Consider the following 13,238-nt stretch of genomic DNA (forward strand, 5'->3'; position numbering starts at 1 on the left):
GGGCAGGGCAGAGGCGGGGCGGGTGTTAGGCCGGGGTGTTGTCGGGGGCTCGGCGTTGGGCGAAGGTGGCGAAGGCCGTGAGGGACTCCGGATTGGCCAGTGCGCCCTTCGCGGCCGCCGAATCGACCGGAGTGCCGGTGAGGATCTTCTTGACCGGGACCTCCAGCTTCTTCGACGAGAGCGTGCGGGGCACCGCGCGCACCTGGTGGATCTCGTCCGGCACGTGCCGGGGGGAGAGCGCCGTACGCAGCTCGCGGCAGATCTTCGCGCGCATCGGGTCGTCCAGCTCCAGGCCCTCGGCGAGCACCACGAAGAGCAGCAGCTCGCCCGCGCCGCCCTCGTCGTCCTCCAGGTGCACGACGACCGAGTCGACCACCTCGTCCAGCCCCTCGACCACCGAGTAGAACTCGGCGGTGCCCAGCCGCACCCCGCCCCGGTTGAGGGTGGCGTCGGAGCGTCCGGTGATCACACAGCCGCCCCGTTCGTTGATGGTGATCCAGTCGCCGTGCCGCCAGACACCCGGGTAGACGTCGAAGTAGGCCTCTCGGTAGCGCGTGCCGTCCGGGTCGTTCCAGAAGCCCACCGGCATGCTCGGCATCGGCTCGGTGATCACCAGCTCACCCAGCTCGCCGATCACCGGGGTGCCGTCGGCCGAGCGGGCCTCCACCTTGGCGCCCAACGCCCGGCAGGCGATCTCGCCGGCGTACACCGGCAGCAGCGGCACCCCGCCGACGAAACCGGTGCACACGTCCGTGCCGCCGGACAGGGACTGGAGTTGGAGGTCGTCGCCGACGGTCTCGTACACCCAGGTGAAGCCCTCGGCGGGCAGCGGCGCCCCGGTGGAGCCGAGACCGCGCAGCGCGGACAGGTCGGCGACCTCCCGCGGCACCAGCCCGGCCTTGCGGCAGGCCAGCAGGTACGGCGCGGAGGTGCCGAAGTACGTGGTGCCGGTCTCCGCGGCCAGCCGCCACAGCCCACCCAGGTCGGGATGCCCCGGATTGCCGTCGAAGAGCACGATGGTCGCGCCGACCGCCGGGCCGGAGACCAGGAAGTTCCACATCATCCACCCGGTCGTGGTGAACCAGAAGAACCGGTCGGCCGGGCCCAGGTCGTGGTGCAGGGCGAGCATCTTCAGGTGCTCCAGCAGGATGCCGCCGTGGCCGTGCACGATCGGCTTGGGCAGCCCGGTGGTGCCCGAGGAGTAGAGCACGTACAGCGGGTGGTCGAACGGCACCGGCGTGAACGCCAGTGGCTCGTCGGTGGGCGCGGCCAGCTCGGCCCAGCTCAACGCGCCGTCGGGTACGGCCTTCATCGGGTCCGAAGCGCCGCCCGACGGCGCGGAGGCCGAATCATGGCCGTCGGTGCCCGCCGGGTCGAGGTAGCCGATGCTGACGGTGTGCCGCAGCGACGGCAGGGCGGCCCGGATGGCGGCGACCTCGGCGCGGCGGTCCACCGGCTTGTCGCCGTACCGGTAGCCGTCCACGGCGACCAGCACGGTCGGCTCGATCTGCTGCCAGCGGTCGGTGACGCTGCGGGTGCCGAACTCGGGCGCGCAGGACGAGAAGATCGCGCCCAGGCTGGCGGTGGCCAGCAGCAGGACGTACGTCTCGGGAATGTTCGGGGCGTACGCCGCAACCCGGTCACCGGCGGTGACGCCGAGCCGGCGCAGTCCGGCCGCCACCCGGCGGACCTGCTCGCGCAACTCCCCGGCGGTCAGCGTGACCGGCGCCCGGGTCTGCCCGTGTGCGATCACCACCGGGTCGTCGTCGGCCCGCCCCGGCATCCGCAGCACGTTCTCGGCGTAGTTCAGCGTGGCCCCGGGGAACCAGCGTGCCCCGGGCATCCCGCGCTCGGCCAGGGTGGCGGTCGGCGGGGTGTGAGCCACCACCTCGAAGTGGTCCCAGATGGATCGCCAGAACCCGTCCAGGTCGGTGACCGACCAGCGCCACAGCGCGTCGTAGTCGGCGAAGTCCAGCCCGCGGTGCTCCCGTAGCCAGCGCAGGTAGCCGCCGATCCGGGACCGCTCGCGTACGTCCGCCGGCGGCGTCCACAGCACGTCACCCACTGCTCCACCCTCCCCTGGCCCGGCACGACACTGTGAATGGGCCGTGGCGCCATCTTGCCCTACCTCGAAGCGCCATTCTGCGCACCGGGTACGGCCACCGACGCGTGCCCACCCCACACTGCACCCCCGCCACCCATGTGGGAAGCAGGGAGAACACCTCAGCCGGCGCGGTGCGCCTGGATGGCTCGGCGGCGGGCGAGGCGGTGCGCCCGGCGGATCTCGGCCTCCCGGTAGCGGCGCTCGTCGTCCGGGGTCTCCGGGAGCACCGGGCGGACCGTCCGCGGCGCCCCGCTCACGTCGACCCCGACGAAGACGAGGTACGCGGTGGCCACCCGGACCGGCGCGTCCTCGGCCGAGTCCCACCGTTCGGCGACCACCCGCACGCCCACCTCCATCGAGGTCTGCCCGGTCCAGTTCACCTGGGCGTGCGCGTGCACGAGGTCGCCGACCCGGACCGCCTCGGAGAAGACGATCTCGTCGATCGCCGCGGTCACCGCCGTCCCGCCGCTGTGCCGGGCGGCCGCGGCCCCCGCCACGTCGTCGACGAACTTCATCAGAACGCCGCCGTGCACGGTGCCGTACAGGTTCACGTCGACTGCGGTCATGATCTTGCTGAGGGTGACGCGGGAGTACGACGTCGGCTTGCCGGTCGGAGCGGCGGAGAGGTGCTCGGTCATGCCGGAAACGGTACGGTGCGCGGATGCGACATCTCTGGAGCTTCCTCGCCGGGCTGGTGGTGGTGCCCATCACGTGGGTGCTGGTCACACTCGGGCAGGACGGGTCGAGCCGGACGGTCGACCGCTGGGTGGAGATCGGCACCTTCAACACCGCCAACCTGATCGAGCCGGCCGTGTACCTCGGTGTCGGCGGTGTCCTGCTGGGCCTGCTCGGCACACTGCGCGTCTCGCCGCTGGGCCCACTGGTGGCCGGGCTGCTGCTGGTCACCCCGTACGTCGGGATGTTCGTGGCGCCGTTCGAGGTGCGGGACGCGATCCCGCACGGGTGGAAGGTGCTCGGCGATCCGCTGCCGCTGCGGCTTCCGGTGGAGAACGGCACCCTCTTCCTGATCGGCCTGCTGCTGCTGATGGCGGCGTTCAGCAGGCAACGGTGGCAGCAGTGGCCGCGCCCGGTGACCGAGCCGGCCACGGCACCGGCGCCGGCGGGTGGCCCCCGGAGTGACGACTTCACCCTGACCGACTGGCCGCCTCCCGAGCCCGCCGAGCGCGACACCACCCCGCCGACCCTCGGTTACCCGGCTGATCCGACGCCGACCGACCCACTGCCCCGCCGGGTGGGTGGCGAGTCGCCGTGGTCCGCGCCGCCGCGCGGCCAGCCGCGCCCCGAGGACACCACCGAGATCCGTTGACCGCGGGGCGGGCCGGGCGACCGGCCCGCCCCCAACCCGGAACCCACCGCGTGCGGTGGACGGGCGGGCGCGCTAGTGCAGTGCGACGGCCAGGTCCGGGTCGACGGCGCCGAGGTCGGCGCGCGGAACGACGAAGAGCATGACCAGCGTCGCGGCGGCCATGCCGCCCGCGATCACGATCGCCATCGGCACGCTCCCGGTGCCGAACAGGCCCACCAGGGGCGCCGACAGCGCGCCGACGCCGAACTGCACGGCGCCGAGCAGCGCGGCGGCGGTCCCGGCGGCCTCGCTGTGCCGGGTCATGGCCAGCGCCGGGGCGTTCGGCAGGGCCAGGCCCGCCGCGGCGAGGACCAGCCACAGCGACGCGAGCAGCGTGCCCAGACCGCCGAGGCCGGTCGCGGCGAACATGATCAGCAGCAGCCCGGCCGAGGTGCCGGCGATCAGGGCGCTGACCAGGATCTGCTGCGGGGTGTAGCGGCGCAGCAGCCGGACGTTGAACTGGGTGGCCGCGATCAACCCGACCGCGCCCGCGCCGAAGGCCAGCCCGAACTGCTGCTCGTCGAGGCCGTACTGCTCCTGGAGCACGAAGGACGACCCGGAGACGTACGCGAACAGAGCGGCCATGGCCAGCCCGGCGACCAGCACCAGACCGACGAACGCCCGGTCGTTGAGCAGCCCCCGGTAGTCCCGCATGGTCGCACCCACCCCGCCGTGCCGGCGGCGCGCCACGGGAAGGGTCTCCGGCAGCCGCAACGCGGCGACGACGATGAGCAGCGCGCCCAGCACGGCCAGCGCCGCGAAGACGCCCCGCCATTCGGTCCAGCGCAGCAGGCCGCTGCCCAGGGTCGGCGCGAGGATCGGGGCCAGGCCCATGACCAGCATCAGCCGGGAGAAGATCCGGGCGAACGAGGCGCCGCTGAACAGATCGCGTACGACCGCGGTGGCGACCACAGTGGCGGCCGCCACCCCGAGCCCCTGCATGACGCGCAGCACGCCGAGCACGGCGATGCTCGGCGCGAACACGCACAGCACGGATGCCGCGACGTGCAGGGCCAGCCCGGCCAGCAGGGGCATCCGTCGCCCGACCACGTCGGAGAGCGGCCCGACCAGCAACTGGCCCAGCGCGAGGCCGAGCAGCGTGCCCGTCAGCGTCAACTGCACCGCGGTCTCGGTGGTCTGCAGGCCGGCCGTGATGGCGGGCAGCGCCGGCAGGTACATGTCGATGGTCAGCGGCCCGATCGCGATCATCGCGCCCAGCACGAGCACGAGCTGCGCCCGCTGGCGGTTCGTCATCAGATCGCCGGGCAGGACGTCCTGCTCAGAGGGGGTATGGGGCGCGGTCTTCTCCACCAGCTGCTTCATCATCTCGATTTCTCTGCGTGACTTCGGGCGTCGTTGGGCGTGCCCGACGTTGGGCAGCGAGGGGACGAGGCGAGCGGTGGGGTGACGGGTGATCGGGCTCTGTGAGTCTGTCTTCCCCCAACGTCGCAGGCCCGTATGACATGTCAGCTGTGTGGGGACTCACGCGCAGACGCCGACCGCCCCACCGCCGAGGGGCGGTGGGGCGGTCGGGCTCGATCGGGTCGCGGCCTAGACGGCGCCGCTGAGCAGTTGCCGCGCCATGACGATGCGCTGCACCTGGTTCGTGCCCTCGTAGATCTGGGTGATCTTGGCGTCCCGCATCATCCGCTCGACGGGGTAGTCCCGGGTGTAGCCGTAGCCCCCGAGCAGCTGCACCGCGTCGGTGGTGATCTCCATGGCGGCGTCGGACGCGAAGCACTTGGCCGCCGCGCCGAAGTAGGTCAGGTCCGCGTCGCCCCGCTCGGACTTGCCGGCCGCGGCGTACGTGAGCTGCCGGGCCGCCTCCAGCTTCATGCCCATGTCGGCGAGCATGAACTGCACGCCCTGGAACTCGGCGACCGCCTTGCCGAACTGCCGGCGCTCGGCCACGTACCCCTTGGCGTAGTCGAGCGCGCCCTGCGCGATCCCGATGGCCTGGGCGGCGATGGTGACCCGGGTGTGGTCCAGGGTCCGCATCGCGGTGGCGAAGCCGGTGCCCTCCGCGCCGATGATGCGGTCCGCCGGGATCCGCACATTGTCCAGGTAGACCTCGCGGGTGGGCGAGCCCTTGATGCCGAGCTTCTTCTCCGGGGCGCCGAAGCTCACCCCGGCATCGGACTTCTCGACCACGAAGGCCGAAATTCCCCGGGACCGCGCGGTCGGGTCGGTGACCGCGAAGACGGTGTAGAACTCGGAGACGCCGGCGTTGGTGATCCAGCGCTTCACCCCGTTGAGCACCCAGTGATCCCCGTCACGCACCGCGCGGGTGGTCATCGAGGCGGCGTCGCTGCCCGCCTCCGGCTCGGAGAGGCAGTACGAGAACATCGCGTCGCCAGCCGCCACCGGCGTCAGGTAGCGCCGCTTGAGGTCGTCGGAGCCGGACAGCAGCAGCGGCATCGTGCCGAGCTTGTTGACCGCGGGGATCAGGGACGAGGACGCGCAGGCCCGCGCCACCTCCTCGATCACGATGGCGGTGGCCAGCGCATCCGCGCCCGCGCCGCCGTACTCCTCGGGGATGTGCGGGGCGTGGAAGTCGGCCGCCCGCAGAGCGTCGTAGGACGCCTTCGGAAACTCAGCGGTCTCGTCGGCCTCGGCGGCGTGCGGAGCCACCTTCGCCGTGCAGGCCTCCCGGACCGCCTCCCGGATCGCCTCGTGCTCCTCCGGCAACCGGTAGACGTCGAACGACTCCCCTGCGGCCACGTTGGCCCTCCCCTTCACCGCTATCATGCGCAGTCTGTGGCTTCCCCGGACCGCGACCGCGCAGACTGAAGGATAGCGACTGCAGTTCAGGTGAATGTTACCGGCGCGTAGGTTCAGGCTCGACGGAGCACCCACGGCGCCGAGCGATGATGAAAGACAGACAATGAGCCACCCCTCCGGTGCCCGGCCAGGCGCCGCAGCAGAATGCGACGCGACGAAGCGCCGCCAGTGCGAGCGGAGAAGACAGGCGTGACGATCCCCTATCCCACCATCCAGCCGACCCCCGCCATCGCCGCGGTGACGCCGCCCTCGGGCGCGCCCCGTCCGCGGGTGACCTTCCTGGGGACCGGTTACCTCGGTGCGACGTACGCCATCTGCTACGCCGAGCTGGGGTACGAGGTGCTCGGGTTCGACGTGGACGCTGACAAGATCGCGATGCTCAACGCCGGTCAGGTCCCGATCCACGAGCCCGGCCTGGACGAGCTGCTCAAGCGCAACCTGGCCGCCGGTCGGCTGCGGTTCAGCACCGACATCGCGGAGACCGCCGAGTTCGGCGACGTGCACTTCATCTGCGTCGGCACCCCCCAGCGGGCCGACGGCATGGGCGCCGACCTGTCGTACGTCGAGGCCTCGGTGACCAGCCTGGCGCAGCACCTGACCCGCAAGTCGCTGATCGTCGGCAAGTCCACCGTGCCGGTGGGCACCGCCGACTGGGTGGAGCAGCTCGTCGGCAAGCACACTCCCCACGACCTGGGCGTCGAGGTGGCGTGGAGCCCCGAGTTCCTCCAGGAGGGCTTCGCCGTCGACGACGTGCTGCGCCCGAACCGGATCGTGGTCGGCGTGAAGAGCGAGTGGGCCAACGGCATGCTGTACGCCGCGCACAAGGGCGTCTTCGACCTGGCCGCCACCGAGGACCGCGAGGTGCCCCTGGTGGTCACCGACTTCGCGACCGCCGAGCTGGTCAAGGTCGCCGCGAACGCCTTCCTGGCCACCAAGATCTCCTTCATCAACGCGATGGCCGAGGTCTGCGAGGCCTCCGGCGGCGACGTCACCCAGCTGGCCCGGGCCATCGGCTACGACCCGCGGATCGGCAACCGGTTCCTCCAGGCCGGCCTCGGCTTCGGCGGTGCCTGCCTGCCCAAGGACATTCGCGCCTTCCAGGCACGGGCACAGGAGCTGGGCGCCGGTGAGGCGCTGCGCTTCCTGCACGAGGTCGACCTGATCAACCTGCGCCGCCGTACCCGGGTGCTCCAGCTCGCCGCGGACCTGCTCGGCCGCCGCTCCGGGCCGGCGGGCCCGGACTTCTCCGGCACCCGGATCGCCGTGCTGGGCGCCACCTTCAAGCCCAACACCGACGACGTCCGCGACGCCCCGGCGCTCGCCGTCGCCGCACTGCTGCACAAGGCCGGCGCCGACGTGCACGTGTACGACCCGCAGGGCACCGAGAACGCTCGTCGCGCGGTACCCGAGCTGACCTACGAGACCGGCATCAACGAGGCGGTCGCCGACGCCGACCTGGTCTGCGTCCTCACCGAGTGGGCCGACTTCCGCAACGCCGACCCGGTCGCCCTCGGCGAGCTGGTGGCCGGCCGCAAGGTGGTCGACGGCCGCAACTGCCTCGACTCCGCACTGTGGACCCAGGCCGGCTGGGAGTACCGGGGCATGGGCCGCCCCTGACGGACGCCCTTCCTTCCGTCCGGAGCGCCGCCTTGCGGCGCGGAGGCGGAATGAGGGGCGAACCCCGACCTCACCGGCCGGTCGCGGAGCACGTCTCCGTGGCCGGCCGGTGTCGTTGTTTGCCCCGGACCCGCCGACAAGTGTCGAAATCCGCGCCAGCTTTGGGCATGCTGCGACAGTGGGAGTCCACAGTGCGGGTGCAGTGCGGGTGGAGGGGTGTCGTGGCGACCTTTCAGTGCTCCTCGTGCGGCCGGGAGATCAAGCCCGCCGTCCGCTGCCCGCACTGCGGGGCCGATCAGGCCCAGTGGGTCGAGCACCTGGCCGACATCGAGCGTTCGATCGCGGAGATGAAGGCGCGCGACGCCGCCATCGCCCGCGAGCAGCGGCAGATCGCCGCGAAGATGCAGGCCGCGCTCTTCCAGCGGGACATCCTCGCCCACGCCGGTGAGGAGCGGCTCAAGCAGGCCACCCGGCCGCGTCGGGTGCTGCGCCGCCGTCCGGGCCGCCGGCCGCCGACCGCGGACACCGGCGCCCCGCCCCGGGTGCCCCGTCAGGGCGCCCCGCCCATCGGGGAGGACCCGCCACCGCCACCGCCGCCGCCGTCCTGGCTCGACGCGGACGACCCGGAGCACCCCCCGGAGGCGTCCTCCCGCGAGGTGCAGAACATCCCGCTCGGGCTGGGCGCGCTGCTGCTCGGGGTGGCCGCGGTGGTCTTCGCCGCGGTGGCGACCAGTTCGATGGACGCGCTGGCCCGGCTCGGCATCCTGCTCCTCGCCACGGCGCTGCTGCTGCTCGCCCCGCCGGCGCTGGCCCGACGCGGGCTCACCTCGACCGCCGAGACGATCTCCGCGGTCGGCCTGCTGCTGGTGCCGCTCGCCGGAAACGCCCTGTGGGCGGTGGACCGGATCGGCAACGGCGGCGCCTCCGGCGCGGTCTTCGCCGGGGTGATCTTCGCGGTCACCGCCGCCGTCGCGTTCGGGTACGCCGGCTGGACAGGCCTGCGCACCCCCCGGTTCGCCACCGTGCTCGCCGCGCAGCCGGTGCTGCCGCTGCTGGCGTACGACCGGATCACCGGGCCGGGTGGCTGGGCCCTGGTGCTCACTCTGGTCGCCCTCCTCGACCTCTGGCTGACCCGCTCCGGGGTCACGGTGGAGCGGCCCGTCCGGCAGGACCTGCCGGACCCGGGCACGCCGTCGGCGCCCCGGCAACGCAGCGCCGAGAGCCGGCCCGAGGGCGACCCGGAGGAGGCCGCCGAGCTGGTCGACGCCGACGCGGGGTTCGCCGCCGCCCTGCCGACCCGCCCCGTGCCCGGGCTGCGCGAGCTGATCTGGCTGCTCCACGCGGTGGCGGTCGCCGTCGCCCTGGCGTACGCGGTCACCGCCCTGCTCCGGGCGCAGACCGTGCCGGCGGCGGCCGGTGCCGGTGCGGCGCTGATGCTGGCCGCCACGGTCGGACTGGGCGGCGCGTTGGTGCTGCGCCGCCCGCCGCTGCCGGACGTCGCGGCCGGCATCCTCACCCTGGCCGTGATCGGGACGCTCGGCCGGATCGCCTCGGTGGCGCTGCCCGGCCGGGCTCTGCTGCTGATCGCCGCGGTCATCACGGTGACCGGGCTGGCCGTACGCGCGGTCCCCGAGGCCGCCCGGCGCGGCCCGCAGGTCGCCTCGGCGGTGGCGCTCACCGTCAGCGGGCTGGTGGTGGCCGGGGGCGCGCTGCGCGCCGGCGTGGCCCCGGTCCGGGCGGCGCTGCCCGCCTGGGGCGCCGACCTCGACCGGTACCCGGCCGAGCTGGCCGCCGCGGTCGGCCCGACCACCTGGCAGCTCGCGGCCGCCGCGTTCCTGCTCACCATCGCCGCGGTGCTCGCCCTGCCGCCGGACATCCGCCGCGAGTTCGCCGTCGCCGGGGCGGCGCTGACCGCACTGGCCGTGCCGGCCTCCTTCGGTCTCGGCTGGGCGGCGGCACCCTGGCCGATGGTGCTCACCGCCGTCGGCATCGGGGTGATCGGGCTCTCCGCACGCACCACCCGGGCCGCGCAGGCGCATGCCGTCGGGGCCGCCGTGGTGGGCCTGTTCGGAGCGGGCGCCAGCCTGGTGGGGCCGGTGCTCACCGCCGCGGTCCTGCTCACCCTCTTCGCCGCCGGCGCTCTGGTCGCGCTGGCGCCCCGGATCCGGATCGCCTCGGCCGCTGCCGACACGGTTGCCGCCTGGGCTGCCGGGGGCGCCGCGTTCGCGCTGCCCGGGGCGGTCGCCGCGTTCGTGGCCGCCACCGTGCCCACCGACCCGACCCCCACCCCGGCGAGCCTGCGCGAGGTGACCGTCCCCGTGCTGGCGGCGAGCTTCCTCGCGGTCTGCGTGACCCTCGGCTACGCCGCCATGGTGCAGGTGTCCCAGCGGCGCATCCCGGCGCCGCTGTCGGTCGGCACCGGGCTGGGCGCGCTGGTGGTCACCGCCGCCGCCTTCGGCGCGCCCGGGGCGACCGTCGCCGACGCCTGGGTCGGGGCCCTGCTGCTGGTCGCCGCCGTACTGCTCTTCCTGGCACCGTCGATCGACGCCGGCCGCCGCTCCGACCACAAGCTGGACGGCTCGGACCTGGCCGCCGCGGCGGTCACCACCGCCCTGATCGCCACGCTGGTCCGGATCGCCGCCGTGCTGACCCCGGGCGGTCAGCTGGCGGTGGCCGCCGGCCTGGTGCTGGTGGTCGCCGTCGGGGTCCGCGCCATGCCCGACGAGTGGCGGCGCGGGCCGATCCTCGGGATCACCGTCGGCGGCCTGCTGATCGGCGTACTGGCCGGGTGGACGGCGCTGCGCGGTGGGTTGGGCGTCCTGGCGACCCCCGGTCCGATCTGGGACGGCAACCTGAGCGACTGGCCGGCCGCGCCGACCGGCGGCGCCACCTGGCAGGCCCCGGTCGCGCTGGTCCTGCTGGCCATCGCCGCCGGCATCCTGCTACCCCCTCCGTGGCGGTGGGACGTGTCCGGCGCGGCGGTGGTGCTCGCCACGATCGGCGCGCCGGCCGCGTTCGACCTGCCCTGGTGGTCACCGGTCCTCGTCGGCGGAATGGTCGCCACCGTCTACGGGATGGCCGCGGTGGCCACCGAGGAGGCCCGGGCCGGGCTGTCCCGGGCCACCGTGGCCGGAGTGGTCGCGCTGCACGCGGCCGGCGCCGGCCTGGTCCGACCGTGGACCACCGCGCTGGCGCTGGGCAGCATCGCGCTGATCGGCGTGGTGGTGGCCGCGCTGGCCCGCGTACTGGCCGGCCCGCAGGTCACCGACATCGAGACCGAGGGGATGCCACCGCACCTGGTGCAGATCGGCGGTGCGGCCGCGGGCGCCGCCCTGCTGGCTCTGCCCGGCTCGGTGGCGGCACTGGCCGCCGAGTTCAACCACTCGGCACAGGTGGTGTTGACCGCCGCGCTGGCCGCGTCCAGCCTCGGTCTGGCCACCGTCGCCGCCGTCCGCCGGCACGTCCCGCAGTACCTGCCCTGGGTCAGCGTGGCCGTGGTCGGCGGGGCCACTATCAGCGCACTCGCCGCCATCCCCACCGGCCTCGCCTCGGGCGTCTACGCGGCCGCCGCCGCGCTCCTCGGCGTACTGGCCGAGCTGATCCGCGCGGCCACCGTGCCGCCGACCGGCTCGGCCCAGCCGGTCCGGCGCTGGGCGGTGCTGCTCGACGGCGCACTGCGACGACTGCCGGACGACCCGGAGCGGCGGCGCTGGCGGGTCAGCCCGTCCGCCGGCGCGCTGGCCGCAGCCGCCCTGCCGACCGCCCTGGCGCTCGCGTCGATCACACCCGCTCTGATCACCGCCCTGGTCGAGCCGCACCGCACGTTGAGCCGCATCTGGCAGGGTCCGCCGCCGGAACTGCTCTCCCCACCGCCGGACGTGGTCGACCCGACCCACGTGCTGACCGCGCTGCTGCTCACCGCGACCGCAGCGCTGGCCGCCACCGGATTCAGCGGTGGACGGCGGTCCCGGGCCGTGCCGGTGGTGCTGCCCGGCGCCGCCGTCACGCTGCTGATCGCGCCCATCGCGCTGGGCAACGGGTGGCCGGCGAGTTCCCTCGCCGCGCTCTCGGTCTTCACCATCGCGATGCTCGGCCTCGCACTGACCCCACCCCCGCCACTGGTCGAGCCGGCCCGCTCGCTGCGGTTGGCCCGGGTGCTGGTGTTCTTCATCGGCCTGGCCGCCGGAGGCGCCGGGCTGGCCGGCAGCCTGGCCACCCGGGAACTGACCCTGTTCACCCTCGGCGGCGCGGTCGGCGTGGGCGTGGTGGCGGCGCTGTACGGCACCACCCAGCGGGCCCGCATTCTCGGCTGGCTCTTCGCCTCGCTGATGGCGCAGCTCTTCGTGCTCACCGCCGGCCTGGTCGCCGGGCTGGCCGCGGTCTGGTCCGCGTTCGGCGTCCTCGCGGTCGGGGCGGCCCTTCAGGTGTTCGCGGCGACCCTGCCCCGACTGCGTCGACCGGAGGCGCAGCGCGAGGCCGCGACCGTGGAATGGAGCGGGTACGCGGCGGCGCTGATCGCACTGGCCCTCGCCTTCGACTCGCCCCGGCACATCGCCGCCCTGCTCGCCGCGTGGGGCGCGGTCCTCGGGGTGGCGGCGACCCGACCCAACCGCCGGCCGGTGGAACGCCGGATCCTGTTCTGGGCGGTGGTGGCCTGCGAGATCACCGCCTGGTGGATCCTGATGCGGGTCGCCGACGTGGCGCTGCCCGAGGCGTACACGCTGCCGTTCGCCGCGCTGGCTCTGCTGGTCGGGGTGCTGGAGCTGCGCCAGCGCTCGGACATGAGCAGTTGGGTGGCGTACGGGCCGGCGCTGGTCGCCGCGTTCGTGCCCACGCTGGCGATCGTGCTGGCCACCGAGTCCAGCACGCTGCGGCAGATGCTGCTGCTGCTCGGCGCGGTGGCGGTGCTGATCTTCGGCTCGTCCAGCCGGCAGCAGGCGCCGGTGATCGTCGGCGCGTCGGTCACGGCGATCACCGCGATCCACGCGCTGTTCAGCCTCGGCCCGTGGCTGGCACTGATCCCGGTGGGCATCCTCCTGCTGATCCTCGGCGCCAGCAACGAACGCCGCCGCCGCGCCCAGGAACGCCTACAGACCGCCCTACGCGGCATGAGATGAATCGGAGGGTCCCCACGGCGTTGGGTGAGTGGGCACGCTGAGCGTGCCAGGTACGTACAGCGGGCTGCGGCTGAGCGTGCCGCGGTACGTACGGTGGCTGCGGTTAGCGGGGCGGGTGGGTGCGTCGGTTGCGGTGAGCGTGGGGGCTTGCCAACCCTCAGGACAGGATGACCGCACCGTGGCGACCAAGATCCACGCAACAACAGGGAAAGTGCTGCCTCCGCAGCGCCCGAGGCAGCACTTTCCCTGAAAG

General features: G+C 73.8%; 7 protein-coding genes. 3 read left to right on the forward strand and 4 right to left on the reverse strand.

Annotated elements, in window-relative coordinates; translation table 11 throughout:
* Positions 1-25: 25 nt before the first annotated feature.
* On the reverse strand, positions 26-2,065 hold the full coding sequence (locus EAD89_RS27935) for an acetoacetate--CoA ligase (RefSeq protein WP_121677786.1): 2,040 nt from the start codon (positions 2,063-2,065) through the stop codon (positions 26-28).
* Between the two features lie 158 nt (positions 2,066-2,223).
* Positions 2,224-2,742, reverse strand: coding sequence for an acyl-CoA thioesterase (locus tag EAD89_RS27940; protein ID WP_121653084.1), 519 nt, complete (start codon positions 2,740-2,742; stop codon positions 2,224-2,226).
* 23 nt (positions 2,743-2,765) lie between these two features.
* Here EAD89_RS27940 and EAD89_RS27945 point away from each other — a divergent pair, with 23 nt between their 5' ends.
* The gene (locus EAD89_RS27945; protein WP_121653085.1) at positions 2,766-3,431 is read left to right on the forward strand and encodes a hypothetical protein; all 666 of its coding nucleotides are present in this window, start codon (positions 2,766-2,768) and stop codon (positions 3,429-3,431) included.
* A 72-nt stretch (positions 3,432-3,503) separates the two neighbouring features.
* Here the strand turns inward: EAD89_RS27945 and EAD89_RS27950 are convergent, their stop codons facing one another.
* Both EAD89_RS27950 and EAD89_RS27955 read right to left on the reverse strand, forming a co-directional pair.
* Entirely contained in the window at positions 3,504-4,796 is a 1,293-nt protein-coding gene (locus EAD89_RS27950) for a Bcr/CflA family efflux MFS transporter (protein ID WP_233579214.1), read from the reverse strand.
* A gap of 225 nt (positions 4,797-5,021) precedes the next feature.
* Entirely contained in the window at positions 5,022-6,191 is a 1,170-nt protein-coding gene (locus EAD89_RS27955) for an acyl-CoA dehydrogenase family protein (RefSeq protein ID WP_121677787.1), read from the reverse strand.
* A 249-nt stretch (positions 6,192-6,440) separates the two neighbouring features.
* On the opposite strand from EAD89_RS27955, the gene EAD89_RS27960 reads away from it, so the two are divergent.
* A complete protein-coding gene (locus tag EAD89_RS27960) occupies positions 6,441-7,868 on the forward strand; it encodes a UDP-glucose/GDP-mannose dehydrogenase family protein (protein ID WP_121677788.1) in 1,428 nt (475 codons plus the stop codon).
* Between the two features lie 221 nt (positions 7,869-8,089).
* The gene (locus EAD89_RS27965) at positions 8,090-12,985 is read left to right on the forward strand and encodes an SCO7613 C-terminal domain-containing membrane protein (RefSeq protein ID WP_121677789.1); all 4,896 of its coding nucleotides are present in this window, start codon (positions 8,090-8,092) and stop codon (positions 12,983-12,985) included.
* Positions 12,986-13,238: the final 253 nt, after the last annotated feature.

Source organism: Micromonospora sp. BL4 (assembly GCF_003667505.1).
Classification (GTDB): Bacteria; Actinomycetota; Actinomycetes; order Mycobacteriales; family Micromonosporaceae; genus Micromonospora.

Bases quoted from the DNA above. Each gene is read 5' to 3' on its own strand.
- EAD89_RS27940 (WP_121653084.1), bottom strand. From the start codon at position 2,742: ATGACCGAGCACCTCTCCGCCGCTCCGACCGGCAAGCCGACGTCGTAC.
- EAD89_RS27945 (WP_121653085.1), top strand. From the start codon at position 2,766: ATGCGACATCTCTGGAGCTTCCTCGCCGGGCTGGTGGTGGTGCCCATC.
- EAD89_RS27950 (WP_233579214.1), bottom strand. From the start codon at position 4,796: ATGATGAAGCAGCTGGTGGAGAAGACCGCGCCCCATACCCCCTCTGAG.